The sequence below is a fragment of the Streptomyces sp. NPDC037389 genome, assembly GCF_040636475.1.
In the GTDB taxonomy this organism is placed as follows: domain Bacteria; phylum Actinomycetota; class Actinomycetes; order Streptomycetales; family Streptomycetaceae; genus Streptomyces; species Streptomyces hesseae.
Window position 1 is genome coordinate 641,599 of sequence record NZ_JBEZUS010000001.1, and the last position, 17,329, is coordinate 658,927.

Here is a 17,329-nt window from a genome sequence, read left to right on the forward strand (position 1 = left end):
CCGGGGCTCCGCCCCGGACCCCGGGGTGGGGTCGGGGCACCCCGCCCCACCGCCGGTATTGTCGCTACGTCGCCAACCCCCGCACCACCGCTGGAGCTCCCCATGACATCCCCCTCCGCTTCCCGCCGCACCGTGCTGCGCGGAGCCGCTCTGGCGGGTGTCGCCGGGGTCGGCGCCGCCGCCTGCGCCGGGGGGACGGGCGCCAAGGGGCCCGCCACCCCCACCGCGCCCGTGGACCTGGGGGCGGCCGGGGAGATCCCCGTCGGCGGCGCGCGTCTCTACCGCGAGCAGAAGCTCGTCGTCTCGCGGTCCGCCGAGGGGGAGTACAAGGCGTTCAGCGCCGTGTGCACCCACGCGGGCTGCGTCGTCACCAAGGTCGAGAACGGGAAGATCAGCTGTCCCTGCCACGGCAGCACGTTCGACGCCGCCACCGGCAAGGTCCTCCAGGGCCCGGCGGGCGCGCCCCTGCCCGCCGTTCCCGTCAAGGCCGACGGCGGCAAGCTGATCGCCGGCCCCTCCGCCTGAGCCACGGCCCCCGGCGGCTACGACCAGTCCCAGGCGATCCCCACGATCCCCGGCCGGACTCCCTGCTCCACCAGGTGCACCTCCTGGTGCCGTCCCGCCAGCGTCAGCTCCTGCTGGCCGCTGCGCGGCGCCCCCGCCGCGCTCTGGCTGAAGCGGCGGCACCGTACCGGCAGCGCGGCCTCGTCGAAGCGGACCCGCAGCACGTACTGCCCGCCCGCGAAGCTGAACCCTCGGACGTACTCGCCGCTCGCGCCGCCCGTGCCGTCGTCGAAGCCGTAGCCGAACACATGCGTCTCCCCGGCGCGCAGCCGCGCGTCGAAGAGCAGCTCGGCGACGAGGACGCCTGCCGCCGCGTGCCACCGGACCCGGCCCACCCGGCAGTTCTCACCGGCCCGTACGGTCATCCGGCCGGGGTCGCAGCCCTCGTCGCCGTGGTGGATGGCCACATAGCGGTCCACGCCGTCCCGGTGCGCCCGCACCACGTGGTGCGAGTCGCGGGCGCGCATCTCGCGTCCCGCGCCGATGGACACCCGCTCCAGGTGGCAGACGGTGTGGAGGCCGCCGTCCTCCGGGGACTCCAGCTCCGCCAGCAGCCGCTCCAGGGCCCGGGACTCCTCCACCAGCGAGCGGTACGAACGCGCGGCCGGCCGGTCCGGGGCCGTTCCGGCAGGGGCCGGGTCGGAGAGTAACCGGGTCAGGGCCTGGGCCGGCAGGTCGAGCACGTCCTCCAGCATCCGTACGGCCCGCAGGGACTCGGGCCGCCGGGGCTTGCGGACGCCCTGCTGCCAGTAACTCAGGCTCGTCACCCCGACCTTCACCCCGCGCTGCGCCAGCCGGTGCTGCACCCGGTGCAGTGCCAGCCCGCGCGCCGACAGCGCCGTGCGCAGCGCCAGGTGGAAGGGGCCCGATCGCAGTGCCCGGGCCAGTTCGGCCTCGGCAACGCCTGTGCTGGTGCGCGCCATTCCGCTCGCTCCTCTGTCCGTGCTCTCCCGCTGTGAAGCCCCCGTGCAGTCCCCGTGAAGCCCCTGTGCGCCTGTGAATATTCACGATCGACAGGTGTATTGGCCATGTCTCGGCGTGTCGTTTTCCTCTTGGACGGCCATGAGCCGTTCACATTCGGCGGGATTCGTTCACACTCGGGCTCCTGGCCGTATTGAAGCCGGTTGACCAGCCCCCGACAACATCCGATGCTCCTCACACGCGTCCGGACGCGCTCCTCCATCACCACCCCCCACCCACGGGAGGAACGCGAAATGTCCCGTGCTTCGGCATCGGCAACCAAAGAAAAAGCCCGCATACGCGGCAGACGGCTGTCCCTGACGGCCTTTGTCGCCGCCGCCCTGTTCGCCGTCCCCACCACGGCGAGCGCGGCGACCGGCGAACAGCCCGCGCTGCGAGCGACGAACAGACTGAACATCGGCATGCAGGCGCAGCAGAATACGAACTGGTGCTGGGCCGCCTCCGGCAACACCATCGCCACCTGGTTCGGCCGCAATTACAGCCAGAACCAGTTCTGCAACGCCGCCTTCAACCGTTCCCAGGGCAGCACATGCCCCAACAACCAGGCCACGCTGGGCAATGTGCAGACCGCCCTCGACTGGGCCGGCATCAATGAGGGCCGGTACGTCAACGGCTGGCTGCGCTACTCGACCGTCAAGTCCGAGATCGACGCGGGCCGCCCGGTCGAGACCCGCATCCAGTGGCAGTCCGGCGGCGGCCATATGCACGTCCTCTACGGGTACGACGACGCGAACAGCATGGTCTACTGGGGCGACCCCTGGCCCTCCAGCAACCGCTACAACTGGGCGTCGCACAACTGGTACGTGAACAACAACCAGTTCTCCTGGACCCATTCGCTCTACGGGATCGGGGCGTGAGGGCCATGACCGACCGGCACATACCGAGGAACGCCGCCCGCGCTGCCGCAGCCGGCGCCCTGACCGCCGCGCTGCTGGGCCTCGCACCGCTCGCCCACGCCGCCCCGCCCCCGGCCGTCCCCGCGCCGCCGCCGGCAGCAGGGGTCGCCGAGGCCCACGACGCGGCCGCCGCGCCCGGCACCCTGGCCACGCTCTCCCGCTTCTTCGCCCGGGACGGCGCGCTCGCGAAGACCGACGCGCGACCCAGGATCGACGGCGCGACGGTCCCCGTCTACACGCTCGACCGGGACTTCGTGGCGGGCAAGGAGGGCGCCCCGATCGCCCGGCTGGACTTCCTCGCCAGCACCGCCGTCTCGGCCGACGGGCAGAAGGCGTCGGTGTGGACCGCGCGCACCGGGAACACCTGGAGCGTCGTCAACATCGCCACCGGTGACGACGAGACCCGCTACGCGGCCGCCGGCGCCCGCAGGCTCAGCGGCGGCACGGTCTTCCGCGAGCCGCAGATCAACGCCTGGTACGTCCAGCGCGGCGACCGCGTCCTGCCCCTCGACGAGGACGCCGTGCGGGCGGTCGGCGAAAAGGGCACCACGGTCGACGCCTACCGGGACCGGGTGCGCAAGGCCTACGGCGCCAGGCTGCCGGGCTCGGCCTACGACAAGAAGGGCGTGGCCGGCGGCTACGACGCGAAAGGCGCCGTGAACGGCGACGGGACGTCCGTCGCACCGGGGGCCGATGCGGACCGGTCGGTGACCGCGGCACCGGAAGGTGACGGCGGCTCCCCGATCGCGGCCCCCGCCGCGATGGCCGGCGGGGCGGCGGCCCTGGCCCTCGGGCTGGGGGCCGTGGCGGTGCGCAGGCACAGGCTGCGGCGCCGCTGACGGCACCCCCACGGGGGACCGTCCCCCGCTTCCGCTCCGGCCCCGGCGGCCACCACCGCCGGGGCCGGAGTCGTGCCCGTTCACGGGCCGGGGAAAGGGCCCGGGAAGGGCCCGGGAAAGGGACGGAGACGGGGGCCGGGAGTGGGCCGGAACGGGGGCGGCCGCCCCCGTCGGCGGACCGGCGGCCGGACGGTGGAGTTGTCAGTGCCCGCAAGTAGGGTGTGTGACATGGCCGACCCCAGCAGCTACCGACCCAAGCCGGGACAGATCCCCGACTCGCCGGGGGTGTACAAGTTCCGCGACGAGCACGGTCGGGTGATCTACGTCGGGAAGGCGAAGAGCCTCCGCCAGCGGCTCTCGTCGTACTTCCAGGACCTCGCCGGCCTCCACCCGCGCACCCGCACCATGGTCACCACGGCCGCGTCCGTGGAGTGGACCCTGGTCTCCACCGAGGTCGAGGCGCTCCAGCTGGAGTACTCCTGGATCAAGGAGTACGACCCCCGCTTCAATGTGAAGTACCGGGACGACAAGAGTTACCCCTCCCTCGCGGTCACGCTCAACGAGGAGTTCCCCCGCGTCCAGGTCATGCGAGGCCCCAAGAAGAAGGGCGTGCGCTACTTCGGCCCGTACGCCCACGCCTGGGCCATCCGGGAGACCGTCGACCTGATGCTGCGGGTCTTCCCCGTGCGGACGTGCTCCGCCGGGGTGTTCAAGCGCTCCCACCAGATCGGCCGCCCCTGCCTCCTCGGCTACATCGGCAAGTGCTCCGCCCCCTGCGTCGGCCGCGTCACCCCCGAGGAGCACCGCGAACTCGCCGAGGAATTCTGCGACTTCATGGCCGGACGTACCGGCGCGTACATCCGCCGTTTGGAACAGCGGATGCATGATGCGGCCGAGGAGATGGAGTACGAGAAGGCGGCCCGGCTGCGGGACGACATAGAGGCGCTCCGCCGCGCCATGGAGAAGAACGCCGTCGTCCTGGCCGACGCCACCGACGCCGATCTGATCGCGGTCGCCGAGGACGAGCTCGAAGCGGCCGTGCAGATCTTCCATGTGCGCGGCGGCCGGGTGCGCGGACAGCGCGGCTGGGTCACCGACAAGGTCGAGGCGGTCGACACGGCGGGCCTCGTCGAGCACGCCCTCCAGCAGCTCTACGGCGAGGAGAGCGGCGACGCCGTCCCCAAGGAGGTGCTCGTCCCCGCCCTGCCGGAGCCGGCCGAGCCCGTCGCCCAGTGGCTGGCCGAGCGGCGCGGCTCCCGTGTGGACCTGCGCATCCCGCAGCGCGGCGACAAGAGGGACCTGATGACGACCGTCCAGCGCAACGCCCAGCAGGCGCTCGCGCTGCACAAGACCAAGCGCGCCTCCGACCTCACCACCCGCTCCCGGGCCCTGGAGGAGATCGCCGAGGCCCTCGGCCTGGACTCGGCGCCGCTGCGCATCGAGTGCTTCGACATCTCCCACCTCCAGGGACAGGACGTCGTGGCGTCCATGGTCGTCTTCGAGGACGGTCTGGCCCGCAAGAGCGAGTACCGCCGCTTCCAGATCAAGAGCTTCGCCGGGCAGGACGACGTCCGGTCGATGCACGAGGTCGTGGGCCGCCGCTTCCGCCGCTACGTCCAGGAGAAGCTCAAGACGGGGGAGTGGGCCGAGGAGGCCCCGGGCGACGAGCCCGGCGGCGAGGTCCCCGCCGAGAACGGCGACCGGCCCAAGCGCTTCGCCTACCCGCCCCAGCTCGTCGTGGTCGACGGCGGGCAGCCGCAGGTGGCCGCCGCCCAGCGGGCCCTGGACGAGCTCGGGGTCACCGACGTGGCCGTGTGCGGCCTCGCCAAGCGGCTGGAGGAGGTCTGGCTGCCCGGCGAGGACGACCCGGTCGTCCTGCCGCGCACCAGCGAGGGCCTCTACCTCCTTCAGCGCGTCCGGGACGAGGCCCACCGCTTCGCGATCGCCTATCAGCGCGGCAAGCGCTCCAGGAGCATGAAGGCCGGACCTCTCGACGCGGTCCCCGGCCTGGGCGAGACCCGCAAACAGGCGCTGCTCAAGCACTTCGGCTCGGTCAAGCGGCTGCGCGCCGCGACCGTCGAGGAGATCTGCGCGACGCCCGGCATCGGCCGCAAGACGGCCGAGACCGTCGCCGCGGCGCTGGCCGCGGCGGCCCCGCCCGCCCCGGCCGTCAACACGGCCACTGGCGAGATCATGGACGACGCGGAGGAATGATGGACCTGACCGCACAGGACGGCTGCGGCGGACCGCGCCCGGACCGGCGCGGTCCGTCGTCCGGGCCGCACGCCCGGGGAGGCCTCACTATGGAAGGGAAGACGACGCCGGTGGCGCCGTCGGCAGAACGGGGGAAGACAGCATGAACGTGACCGAGCGGGACGGAGCACAGGTGAGTACGGGCACGACGGTGGAGGCGACCGGCGAAGCGGCGGGCATCCCCGAGCTGGTGATCATTTCCGGCATGTCGGGGGCGGGCCGCAGCACCGCCGCCAAGTGTCTGGAAGACCTCGGCTGGTTCGTCGTGGACAACCTGCCGCCCGCCCTGATCCCCACCATGGTGGACCTCGGCGCCCGCTCCCAGGGCAATGTGGCCCGGATCGCCGTCGTCGTGGACGTCCGCGGCCGGCGCTTCTTCGACAACCTCCGCGAGTCGCTCGCCGACCTGGAGGCCAAGAAGGTCAAGCGCCGGGTGATCTTCCTGGAGGCGTCCGACGACGCCCTGGTGCGCCGCTTCGAGTCCGTGCGCCGCCCGCACCCCCTCCAGGGCTCGGGCCGCATCGTCGACGGCATCGCCGCCGAGCGCGACCTGCTGCGCGAGCTGCGCGGCGACGCCGACCTCGTCATCGACACCTCCAGCCTCAACGTCCACGAGCTGCGCGCCAAGCTGGACGCCCAGTTCGCCGGTGAGGAGGAGCCGGAGCTGCGGGCCACCGTCATGTCCTTCGGCTACAAGTACGGCCTGCCCGTCGACGCCGACCTCGTCGTCGACTGCCGCTTCCTGCCCAACCCCCACTGGGTGCCCGAGCTGCGCCCCTTCACCGGCCTCAACGAGGAGGTGTCCGGCTACGTCTTCAACCAGCCGGGCGCCAAGGAGTTCCTCGACCGCTACACCGAGCTCCTCCAGCTCATCGCCGCCGGCTACCGCCGCGAGGGCAAGCGCTATGTGACGATCGCGGTCGGCTGCACCGGCGGCAAGCACCGCTCCGTCGCCATGTCGGAGAAGCTCGCCCACCGACTCGTCTCGGAAGGCGTCGAGACCGTCGTCGTCCACCGGGACATGGGGCGCGAGTGACCGGCCGGACCTTCCGGATGCGTCGCGTCCGCAAGCTGGTGCCCGGCCGCGCGAGCGGCCGGGCCGAGGGCCGTGCGTACCGGGGCGCCCAGCCCAAGGTCGTCGCCCTCGGCGGCGGCCACGGCCTGTCGGCTTCCCTCGCCGCGCTGCGCCGGATCACCGGCGACCTGACCGCCGTCGTCACCGTCGCCGACGACGGCGGCTCCAGCGGCCGGCTCCGCGACGAGCTGGGCGTGCTGCCCCCCGGCGACCTCCGCAAGGCCCTCGCGGCGCTCTGCGGCGACGACGAATGGGGGCAGACCTGGGCCCGGGTGGTCAAGCACCGCTTCGAGAGCCAGGGCGAGCTGCACGGCCACGCCGTGGGCAATCTGCTGATCGTCGCCCTCTGGGAGCAGCTGGGCGACCATGTCCAGGCGCTGGACCTGGTCGGCAAGCTGCTGGGCGCGCACGGCCGGGTGCTGCCGATGTCGGCGGTCCCGCTGGAGCTCCAGGCGCTGGTCAAGGGCCACGATCCGGCCGCCCCCGACGAGATCACCACCGTGTGCGGCCAGGCCACCGTGGCGCTCACCCCGGGCGAGGTGCAGTCCGTGCACGTCGTCCCGGAGGACCCGCCGGCGGTGCCCGAGGCCGTGGCGGCCGTGCTGGACGCGGACTGGGTGGTGCTCGGCCCGGGCTCCTGGTTCTCCTCGGTCATCCCGCATCTGCTGGTGCCCGAGCTGCTGGAGGCGCTCCAGGAGACCAAGGCCCGCCGGGTGCTCTCGCTGAACCTCGCCCCGCAACCCGGGGAAACCGATGGCTTCTCCCCGCAGCGTCATTTGGAGGTTTTGGCCCGACACGCCCCTAAACTCGCCCTGGACGTGGTGCTGGCCGACGAGGCCGCCGTGCCCGACCGGGAAAGCCTCATCGATGCCGCGAAGCGGCTCGGGGCCACGGTCGAGCTGGCGCCGGTCGCCTCGCCCGACGGCTCCCCGACACATGACCCGGAGCTGTTGGCCGCCGCGTACGACCGTATTTTTCGGATGCATGGAAGGATCGGCCCATGGCGATGACGGCAGCGGTGAAGGACGAAATCTCCCGGCTCCCCGTCACCCGGACCTGCTGCCGGAAAGCGGAGGTCTCGGCGATCCTGCGGTTCGCGGGCGGGCTGCACCTGGTCAGCGGGCGCATCGTGATCGAGGCGGAGCTGGACACCGGGATCGCGGCCAGGCGGCTGCGCAAGGACATCCTGGAGATCTTCGGGCACGCCTCCGACCTGGTGGTTATGGCCCCGGGCGGGCTCCGCAGGGGCAGCCGGTACGTGGTGCGGGTGGTGGCGGGCGGTGATCAGCTGGCGCGCCAGACCGGCCTGGTCGACGGCCGCGGCCGGCCGATCCGCGGGCTGCCCCCGCAGGTCGTCTCCGGGGCCACCTGTGACGCCGAGGCCGCCTGGCGCGGTGCCTTCCTGGCCCATGGCTCCCTCACCGAGCCCGGCCGGTCCTCCTCCCTGGAGGTGACCTGCCCCGGCCCGGAGGCGGCGCTGGCGCTGGTCGGGGCGGCCCGCCGGCTCCAGATCGCGGCCAAGGCCCGCGAGGTGCGCGGCGTGGACCGGGTCGTCGTCCGCGACGGCGATGCGATCGGCGCGCTGCTGACCCGGCTCGGCGCCCATGAGTCCGTGCTGGCCTGGGAGGAGCGGCGGATGCGCCGCGAGGTGCGGGCCACCGCCAACCGGCTGGCCAATTTCGACGACGCCAATCTGCGCCGCTCGGCGCGGGCCGCCGTCGCCGCGGGCGCCCGGGTGCAGCGGGCGCTGGAGATCCTCGGCGAGGAGGTCCCCGAGCACCTCGCGGCCGCCGGCCGGCTGCGGATGGAGCACAAGCAGGCCTCCCTGGAGGAGCTCGGCGCGCTCGCCGACCCGCCGCTGACCAAGGACGCCGTCGCCGGCCGGATCCGCCGTCTGCTGGCCATGGCCGACAAGCGCGCCCAGGACCTGGGCATCCCCGGCACCGAGTCGAACCTCTCCGACCTGTCGGACCTGTCCGAGGAGATGGCCGAGGGCATGGTCGGCTGACTCCGCCCCGCCGTCACCTCGACGCCGCCCCGCTCACCCACAAGGGTGGCGGGGCGGTGTGCTGTCCAGGGCCGGACGGAAAGTGAACGGACGGAAGCGAGCGGGCGGAAAACGCATCGTTGACATGATCATGAGGACTCGGAACCCTGGCGTCCGTGTACCGACGTGACAGTCAATGGCAAGGGGGGCTCATGAGGCGCAGAACGAGAACGGCCCTCGCGGCGGCCGCGCTGTTATGCGGCGGCGGCCTGGCGGCGGCACCCTTGGCCCAGGCGGCGCCACCCGCGACCACGGCACCACCCGCGACCACGGCGCCACCCACGACCGTGGCACCGCCCACCGGCCCCGACACCCTGACCGCGTGGACCGCCCAGGTCACCGGCGCCCAGGTCCCACTGCTGCTCCGGGCCGGCGTCGACGGCCACGAGCTGGGCCGACGCGTCACCGACGGCCGGAAGAAGGCGCCCGTCGAGGTCGTCCTCACCGGCAGGCAGGCCGAGGAACTGCGCCGCCAGGGCGTCGACATCACCGAGAAGCGCGTGCGCGACCATCAGGGCCTGGGCGCCCGGGGTGACGGGGTCTTCCGCCCGTACAGCGGGAAGAACGGCCTCCAGCAGGAGATCACCGACACCGCCCGCACCCACCCCGGCCTCACCAAGGTCGTCAGCATCGGCAGGACCGTACGCGGCCAGGACATCCTCGCCCTCAAGGTCGCCAAGGACGCGACCGCGCGCCAGGACGGCGACCGGCCGGCCGTGCTTTACATGTCCAACCAGCACGCCCGCGAGTGGATCACCCCGGAGATGACCCGGCGGCTGATGCACCACTACCTCGACCGCTACGGCAAGGACGACCGGATCACCAGGATCGTGGACTCCACCGAACTGTGGTTCGTCCTCTCCGCCAACCCCGACGGCTACGACTACACCTTCCAGAGCCCCGCCACCCGGCTGTGGCGCAAGAACCTCCGCGACAACGACGGCGACGGAAAGATCACCGCGGCGGACGGCGTCGACCTCAACCGCAACTTCCCCTACAAGTGGGGCTACGACAACGAGGGTTCCTCCCCGCGCCCGTCCTCCGGGACCTACCGCGGACCCGCCGCGGCCTCCGAACCGGAGACCAGGGCGCTGGACTCCTTCGAGAAGGAGCACCGCTTCACCTACGCCGTCAACTACCACTCCGCCGCCGAACTCCTGCTCTACGGCGTCGGTTGGCAGGTGGCCACCCCCACCCCCGACGACGTCCTGTACAAGGCGCTCGCCGGCACCCCCGAGAAGTCCGCGATACCCGGCTACCGGCCCCAGCTCTCCTCGGAGCTCTACACCACCAACGGCGAGGCGGACGGCCACGCGGCCAACGTCAACGGCACCATGATGTTCACCCCGGAGATGTCGACCTGCGAGACCGCCTCCGCGGTCGACCCCAACGACCGCTGGGACCCGGCCGACTGCCGCTCCACCTTCATCTTTCCCGACGACGAGAAGCTGATCCAGCAGGAGTTCGCCAAGAACGTCCCCTTCGCCCTCTCCGTCGCCGAGTCCGCGGGCCACGCCGACCGCCCCTCCTCCTCGGTCGGCCTCGACGCCCCCGACCTCACCCCGCACGCCTTCACCGCGTCCCACGCCCGCGACGGCGAGCAGACCGTCGCCGTCACCGCCCGCAAGAGCCTCACCGAGCTCCGCGCCCACTACAGCGTCGACGGCGAGCCCGAGACCACCGTGCCCGTCAAGGCCTGGGACGGCGGCGACCACTACGGCGGCGAGGACAACCTCCGCTTCGACCAGTACCGCGCCACGCTCCAGGGCGCCCACCCCGGCTCCACCGTCCGCGTCCGGTTCAGCGGCCTGACGCGCGACGCCCACCGGACCGCCGGCGAGCCGTTCACCTTCACCGTGGCCGACACCCCGCGCGCGGACACCCTGGTCGTCGCCGACGAAGGCCCCGGCGGCGCCTCCCGGCACGCCGGGACCTACGTCAAGGCCCTCACCGACAACGGTCGCAAGGCCACCGTCTGGGACGTCGCCACCCAGGGCGCGCCGCCCGCGCTGGGCGTGCTCAGCCACTACGACACGGTCCTGTGGTACTCCGGGGACGCCCGCCCCGACGGCGCGACCCTGCTCGCCGTCCGCGACTTCGTCAACGAGGGCGGCAAACTGATCGCCGCCGGCACCCGGGCGGGCGGCGACTCCCGGGTCGGCGACGCCGACACCGACGACTTCGCCCAGTACTACCTGGGCGCGGACAGCCGCACCGGTCACCCGGCACCCGGACGCTTCACCGGCACCGGAGAGCTCACGGGCACCACGGCGGCCCTCGCCTCCGCCGGCGGGGCCGGCCCCCTGGCGGCGGCCGGCGCGTACCGCCCGATCTCGGACGTGCTGTCGCCCGACACCTTCCCCCGGTTCCGCAGCGCGCCCGCCGGCGACTACACCGGAAAGATCACCCTCCGTGACGGCCCGGACGGCTCCGCCCGGTACGTGGCGGCCGTCACCACCCGTGACACCGCGCTGCTCGGCTTCGGCCTGGAGAACGTCCCCGACGCCCGCGAGCGCGCCGCGCTGACCGGCGCCGCGCTCCGCGCCGTCGGGGGCTGACGCCCAGGTCCCCGGCCCCCGGCCCCGTGGTCCCGCCCGCCCCGGGGGACCACGGGGCCCGTTGCCGCCAATGTCACGTACCTTCCCTGTTAGAGGTAGGGTCGGTGGTGGTCGGGGACATCCCAATACAGCCGCCGGGCAGCCCGGCACACCAACGAGGAGATCGGTTCGTGACGATCCGCGTAGGCATCAACGGCTTTGGCCGTATCGGTCGTAACTACTTCCGTGCGCTCCTGGAGCAGGGTGCGGACATCGAGATCGTCGGTGTCAACGACCTGACCGACAATGCCACCCTTGTGCACCTGCTGAAGTACGACTCCATCCTGGGTCGTCTGAAGCAGGAGGTCAGCCACACCGACGACACGATCACTGTCGGCAACATGACCTTCAAGACGATGGCCGAGCGCGACCCGGCCGCCCTCCCCTGGGGCGAGCTCGGCGCCGACATCGTCATCGAGTCCACCGGCATCTTCACCAAGCGTGAGGACGCGGCCAAGCACCTGGCCGCCGGCGCGAAGAAGGTCCTCATCTCGGCTCCGGCCAAGAACGAGGACATCACCATCGTGATGGGCGTCAACCAGGACAAGTACGACGCGGCCAACCACCACGTCATCTCCAACGCCTCCTGCACCACCAACTGCGTGGCGCCGATGGCCAAGGTTCTCGACGAGAACTTCGGCATCGTCAAGGGCATGATGACCACGGTCCACGCGTACACCAACGACCAGCGCATCCTGGACTTCCCGCACTCCGACCTGCGCCGCGCCCGCGCCGCCGCGGAGAACATCATCCCGACCTCGACCGGTGCCGCCAAGGCCACCGCCCTGGTCCTCCCGCAGCTCAAGGGCAAGCTGGACGGCATCGCCATGCGCGTCCCGGTCCCGACCGGCTCGGTCACCGACCTGGTCCTCGAGCTCGACCGCGAGACCAGCAAGGAAGAGATCAACGCCGCCTTCCAGAAGGCCGCCGAGGGTCAGCTCAAGGGCATCCTCGAGTACACCGAGGACGCGATCGTCTCCTCCGACATCGTCAACTGGCCGGCCTCCTGCACCTTCGACTCCTCCCTGACCATGGTCCAGGGCAACCAGGTCAAGGTCGTCGGCTGGTACGACAACGAGTGGGGCTACTCCAACCGCCTGGTGGACCTGACCGTCTTCGTCGGCGGCCAGCTCTGATCCCTGTCCCGGAATCCCGGCAGCTCACCGCCGCGCCGCCGGAGTAGGGCCAGCGAGATGTGAGGGACGGGGCTCGTACGACGCATCGGAGCGTCGTCCGGGCCCCGTCCCATGACCAATCCTTACGGACGTCACGGAGTCACTGCATGAAGACGATCGATGAACTGATCGAAGGCGGCATCGAGGGGAAGCGGGTCTTCGTCCGCGCCGACCTGAACGTGCCGCTCGACGGCAGCACCATCACCGACGACGGCCGCATCCGCGCCGTCGCCCCGACGATCGCCAAGCTCGCCGCCGCGGGCGCCAAGGTGATCGTCGCCTCCCACCTGGGCCGTCCCCAGGGCGCCCCGGAGCCCCGGTTCTCCCTCGCCCCGGTCGCGAAGCGGCTCGGCGAGATCCTGGGCGAGAACGTCTCGTTCGCCACCGACACGGTCGGCGACAGCGCGAAGGCCACCGTCGCCGCCCTGGCGAACGGCGAGGTCACGCTGCTGGAGAACCTCCGTTTCAACGCGGGCGAGACCAGCAAGGACGATGCCGAGCGCGGCGCCTTCGCCGACGCGCTCGCGTCGCTCGCCGACCTCTACGTCGGCGACGGCTTCGGTGCCGTGCACCGCAAGCACGCCTCGGTCTTCGACCTCCCCGAGCGGCTCCCGCACGCCGCCGGCGACCTGATCGCCACCGAGGTCGGCGTCCTGCGCAAGCTCACCGCCGACGTCCAGCGCCCCTACGTGGTCGTGCTGGGCGGCGCCAAGGTCTCCGACAAGCTGGGTGTCATCGACAACCTGCTGAAGAAGGCGGACCGCATCCTCATCGGCGGCGGCATGTCGTACACCTTCCTGGCCGCCAAGGGCCACGAGGTCGGCATCTCGCTGCTCCAGGCGGACCAGAAGGACAAGTGCCTGGAGTACCTGGCGGAGGCCGAGAAGCGGGGCGTGGAGTTCGTCCTGCCGGTCGACGTCCTGGTCTCGGCCGACTTCCCCGACCTGAAGACCAAGGCCCCGGCCTCCTACGAGGTCGTCGCCACGGACGCCATGCCCGCCGACAAGGAGGGTCTGGACATCGGCCCGAAGACGCGTGAGCTCTACGCGGCCAAGCTGGCCGACGCGGGCACCGTCTTCTGGAACGGTCCGATGGGCGTCTTCGAGCACCCCGACTACGCCAACGGCACCAAGGCCGTCGCCCAGGGCCTGCTGAACTCGGACGGCTTCACCGTCGTCGGCGGTGGCGACTCCGCCGCGGCCGTGCGCATCCTGGGCTTCGACGAGAACGCTTTCGGCCACATTTCGACCGGTGGCGGCGCCAGCCTCGAGTACCTCGAGGGCAAGACGCTCCCCGGCCTCGCCGCACTGGAGGACTGAACCACCGTGAGTGCACGCACCCCGCTGATGGCGGGCAACTGGAAGATGAACCTCAATCACCTTGAGGCCATCGCCCACGTCCAGAAGCTCGCCTTCACCCTCGCGGACAAGGACTACGACGCCGTCGACGTGGCCGTCCTGCCGCCCTTCACCGACCTGCGTTCGGTGCAGACCCTGGTCGACGGCGACAAGCTGAAGATCATGTACGGCGCCCAGGACATCTCGGCGTACGACTCCGGCGCGTACACCGGTGAGATCTCCGGTGGCATGCTCGCCAAGCTCAAGTGCTCCTTCGTCGCGGTGGGCCACTCCGAGCGCCGCCAGTACCACGGCGAGACGGACGAGCTCTGCAACGCCAAGGTGAAGGCCGCCTTCAGCCACGGCATCACCCCGATCCTCTGCGTCGGCGAGGGCCTGGACGTCCGCAAGGCGGGCAACCACGTCGCCTACACCCTGGCGCAGCTCGAGGGCGGCCTCGCGGACGTCCCGGCCGAGCAGGCCGCGACGATCGTGATCGCCTACGAGCCCGTCTGGGCCATCGGCACCGGCGAGGTCGCCACGCCGGAGGACGCCCAGGAGGTCTGCGGTGCCATCCGCGTCCGCCTGGCGGAGCTGTACGACCAGGAGCTGGCCGACAAGGTCCGCATCCAGTACGGCGGCTCCGTGAAGTCCGGCAACATCGCGGCGATCATGGCGCAGCCCGATGTCGACGGCGCCCTGATCGGCGGGGCCTCGCTGGACGCGGACGAGTTCGTCAAGATCGTCCGCTTCGCCGACCAGTAGCAGCTATGACGACGGCCCCCCGCCGTCGTACCCTGTCGGGGCCGGGACCGGCGTAAACGCCGCTGCCCGGCCCCGTAGTGTTTTCCATCCAGTCAGTCCGAGAGAGTTGGTCCAGCCGTGGTCATCGGGTTCTCGATCGCCCTCATCGTCTTCAGCTTGCTGCTGATGATGCTGGTGCTCATGCACAAGGGGAAGGGCGGCGGCCTGTCCGACATGTTCGGCGGTGGCATGCAGTCCTCCGTCGGCGGTTCCTCGGTCGCCGAGCGAAACCTCGACCGGATCACCATCGTGATCGGTCTGCTCTGGTTCGCGTGCATTATCACGCTCGGCCTGCTGATGAAGCTCGACAGCTGACGCTCCGTCGCGGACGCGGCCTATGATTGAGGGCGCGTCCTCGCGGCCGGGCTGTAACTCCTGCCACTGGACGCGCGTTGGGCCTTACGTAGACTGAGGCGCCCGCAGCGGAGCGGACTGTCGACCCCGCGGCGCAGCCGCTGTTCGGCACAGTGCAGCACCATCACGCAGGGAGTTACGACCGTGGCAAGTGGCAACGCGATCCGAGGAAGCCGGGTCGGGGCGGGGCCCATGGGAGAGGCGGAGCGGGGCGAATCAGCACCCCGACTGCGGATCTCCTTCTGGTGTTCCAACGGGCACGAGACGCAGCCGAGCTTCGCCAGCGACGCCCAGGTGCCCGACACCTGGGACTGCCCCCGCTGCGGGTTCCCGGCCGGTCAGGACCGGGACAACCCACCGGACCCGCCGCGTACGGAGCCGTACAAGACCCATCTCGCCTATGTGCGCGAACGGCGCAGCGACGCCGACGGCGAGGCGATCCTCGCCGAGGCGCTCGCCAAGCTCCGTGGGGAGATCTAGAACGACCGAGCGGCCCGGCCGGACACCTGGGAAGGTGTCCGGCCGGGCCGCTTCCGTTTGCACCGGGAATCGACGGCTGATCAATTAGGTTGGGGAGAGCGGGGAAATCACGAGGAGAAGTGGACTGATGTCCGAGATGAACGCAGAGAGCCGCACCAGGCTGGACCGCACTCCCGAGTGGAACGCGCTCGCCAAGCACCGTGACGAGCTGGGGGAGGTGCATCTGCGGGAGCTCTTCGCCGACGACCCGAGCCGGGCCGACAAGTACACCGTCTCCGTCGGCGACCTCCACCTCGACTACTCGAAGCACCTGGTCACCGACGAGACCCTGCGGCTGCTGCGCGAGCTGGCGGCGTCGGCCGACGTCGCCGGGCTGCGGGACGCGATGTTCCGCGGCGAGCGGATCAACACCACCGAGGACCGCGCGGTGCTCCACACCGCCCTGCGCGCCCCGGAGTCGGCCGTCGTCGAGGTCGACGGCGAGAACGTCGTACCCGCCGTCCACGCGGTCCTGCGGAAGATGCAGATCTTCACCGACCGGGTCCGTTCGGGTGAGTGGAAGGGCCACACCGGCAAGCGCATCAAGAACGTCGTCAACATCGGCATCGGTGGATCCGACCTCGGTCCGGCGATGGCGTTCGAGGCGCTGCGCGCCTACACCGCCCGCGACATGACGTTCCGTTTCGTCTCCAACGTGGACGGCGCCGACCTCCACGAGGCGGTCCACGACCTCGACGCCGCCGAGACGCTCTTCGTCGTGGCGTCCAAGACCTTCACCACGATCGAGACCATCACCAACGCCACCTCCGCGCGGAACTGGCTCCTCACCGAGCTGCGCGCCGACGAGGGCGCGGTCGCCAAGCACTTCGTCGCGCTGTCCACGAACGCCGAGAAGGTCGCCGACTTCGGCATCGACACCGCCAACATGTTCGAGTTCTGGGACTGGGTCGGTGGTCGTTACTCGTACGACTCCGCCATCGGCCTCTCCCTGATGATCGCCATCGGCGGCGACCGCTTCCGCGAGATGCTGGCCGGCTTCCACCTGGTCGACGAGCACTTCCGGTGCGCGCCGCCGGAGGAGAACGCGCCGCTGCTGCTGGGCCTGCTGGGCGTCTGGTACGGCAACTTCCACGGCGCGCAGTCGCACGCCGTGCTGCCCTACAGCCACTACCTGTCGAAGTTCGCGGCCTACCTCCAGCAGCTGGACATGGAGTCCAACGGCAAGTCGGTGGACCGTGACGGCCGGCCGGTGAGCTGGGAGACCGGCCCGGTGGTCTGGGGCACCCCGGGCACCAACGGCCAGCACGCGTATTACCAGTTGATCCACCAGGGCACGAAGCTCATCCCGGCGGACCTCATCGGCTTCGCCCGCCCGGTGGAGGACCTCCAGCCCGGACTGGTCGCCCAGCACGACCTGCTGATGGCCAACCTCTTCGCCCAGGGCCAGGCCCTCGCCTTCGGCAAGACCCCCGAGGAGGTCGCGGCGGAGGGCGTCCCGGCGGAGCTCGTCCCCCACAAGACGTTCAAGGGCAACCACCCGACGACGACGATCCTCGCGACCGAGCTGACGCCGTCGGTGCTCGGTCAGCTGATCGCGCTGTACGAGCACAAGGTCTTCGTCCAGGGCGCGATCTGGAACATCGACTCCTTCGACCAGTGGGGCGTCGAACTCGGCAAGGTCCTCGCGAAGCGGGTGGAGCCGGCGCTGACGGAGGGCGCGGACGTACCGGGGTTGGACGCGTCGACGGCGGCGCTCGTGGGGCGGTACCGCGAGCTTCGGGGGCGCTAGGCCCCGGGCCCGTTCGGCGGGGGGTCCGGCACCGCCGGACCGCCCCCAGGGGGCTGCCCGCCGTCGCGGCGGAGAAGTGCCCCGATGGCGATGGCCCGCTCCCCTTCTCAGGGGAGCGGGCCATCGCCATATCCGTGT

The 17,329-nt window shown here is 71.4% G+C and carries 14 protein-coding genes and 1 pseudogene; 14 read left to right on the plus strand and 1 reads right to left on the minus strand.

The features are described 5' to 3' along the window. Positions 1-102: 102 nt before the first annotated feature. Complete coding sequence (locus AB0E98_RS02990) at positions 103-525, plus strand: Rieske (2Fe-2S) protein (RefSeq protein ID WP_361697873.1); 423 nt, start codon at positions 103-105, stop codon at positions 523-525. 17 nt (positions 526-542) lie between these two features. On the opposite strand, the gene AB0E98_RS02995 is transcribed toward AB0E98_RS02990, so the two are convergent. Further along, positions 543-1,487: a hypothetical protein gene (locus AB0E98_RS02995; protein WP_361697875.1), complete on the minus strand. Its 945-nt coding sequence runs from the start codon at positions 1,485-1,487 to the stop codon at positions 543-545. A 291-nt stretch (positions 1,488-1,778) separates the two neighbouring features. Here AB0E98_RS02995 and AB0E98_RS03000 point away from each other — a divergent pair, with 291 nt between their 5' ends. The 13 genes and pseudogenes from AB0E98_RS03000 to pgi all read left to right on the plus strand — a co-directional run bounded on the left by AB0E98_RS03000 (position 1,779) and on the right by pgi (position 17,191). Beyond that, positions 1,779-2,402 (plus strand): papain-like cysteine protease family protein, encoded by a 624-nt coding sequence (locus tag AB0E98_RS03000; RefSeq protein ID WP_361697877.1) that lies wholly within the window; start codon positions 1,779-1,781, stop codon positions 2,400-2,402. 5 nt (positions 2,403-2,407) lie between these two features. Continuing rightward, positions 2,408-3,280 (plus strand): hypothetical protein, encoded by an 873-nt coding sequence (locus tag AB0E98_RS03005; RefSeq protein ID WP_361698161.1) that lies wholly within the window; start codon positions 2,408-2,410, stop codon positions 3,278-3,280. Positions 3,281-3,508: 228 nt separating this feature from the next. Then, positions 3,509-5,494, plus strand: coding sequence for an excinuclease ABC subunit UvrC (uvrC, locus tag AB0E98_RS03010; RefSeq protein WP_361697879.1), 1,986 nt, complete (start codon positions 3,509-3,511; stop codon positions 5,492-5,494). Positions 5,495-5,636: 142 nt separating this feature from the next. Then, entirely contained in the window at positions 5,637-6,569 is a 933-nt protein-coding gene (rapZ, locus tag AB0E98_RS03015) for an RNase adapter RapZ (RefSeq protein WP_361697881.1), read from the plus strand. Further along, positions 6,566-7,618 carry a uridine diphosphate-N-acetylglucosamine-binding protein YvcK gene (gene yvcK, locus AB0E98_RS03020; RefSeq protein WP_361697883.1) on the plus strand — a complete coding sequence of 351 codons (1,053 nt, stop codon included), beginning with the start codon at positions 6,566-6,568 and terminating at the stop codon, positions 7,616-7,618. The genes rapZ and yvcK overlap by 4 nt, the downstream gene beginning before the upstream one ends. Then, positions 7,609-8,616, plus strand: coding sequence for a DNA-binding protein WhiA (gene whiA / locus AB0E98_RS03025; protein WP_071964484.1), 1,008 nt, complete (start codon positions 7,609-7,611; stop codon positions 8,614-8,616). The genes yvcK and whiA overlap by 10 nt, the downstream gene beginning before the upstream one ends. Positions 8,617-8,807: 191 nt before the next feature. Continuing rightward, positions 8,808-11,060: pseudogene (locus AB0E98_RS03030) on the plus strand (M14 family metallopeptidase); the annotation flags it as partial. A gap of 323 nt (positions 11,061-11,383) precedes the next feature. Continuing rightward, entirely contained in the window at positions 11,384-12,388 is a 1,005-nt protein-coding gene (gap, locus tag AB0E98_RS03035; protein WP_311613295.1) for a type I glyceraldehyde-3-phosphate dehydrogenase, read from the plus strand. A gap of 146 nt (positions 12,389-12,534) precedes the next feature. Beyond that, positions 12,535-13,746, plus strand: coding sequence for a phosphoglycerate kinase (locus tag AB0E98_RS03040; RefSeq protein WP_361697886.1), 1,212 nt, complete (start codon positions 12,535-12,537; stop codon positions 13,744-13,746). A gap of 6 nt (positions 13,747-13,752) precedes the next feature. Further along, positions 13,753-14,529 carry a triose-phosphate isomerase gene (tpiA, locus tag AB0E98_RS03045; protein WP_361697888.1) on the plus strand — a complete coding sequence of 259 codons (777 nt, stop codon included), beginning with the start codon at positions 13,753-13,755 and terminating at the stop codon, positions 14,527-14,529. Positions 14,530-14,646: 117 nt separating this feature from the next. Then, entirely contained in the window at positions 14,647-14,883 is a 237-nt protein-coding gene (gene secG / locus AB0E98_RS03050; protein ID WP_311613298.1) for a preprotein translocase subunit SecG, read from the plus strand. 183 nt (positions 14,884-15,066) lie between these two features. After that, positions 15,067-15,402 carry an RNA polymerase-binding protein RbpA gene (locus AB0E98_RS03055; RefSeq protein WP_003957010.1) on the plus strand — a complete coding sequence of 112 codons (336 nt, stop codon included), beginning with the start codon at positions 15,067-15,069 and terminating at the stop codon, positions 15,400-15,402. 136 nt (positions 15,403-15,538) lie between these two features. Beyond that, positions 15,539-17,191, plus strand: coding sequence for a glucose-6-phosphate isomerase (gene pgi / locus AB0E98_RS03060; protein ID WP_361698163.1), 1,653 nt, complete (start codon positions 15,539-15,541; stop codon positions 17,189-17,191). Positions 17,192-17,329: the final 138 nt, after the last annotated feature.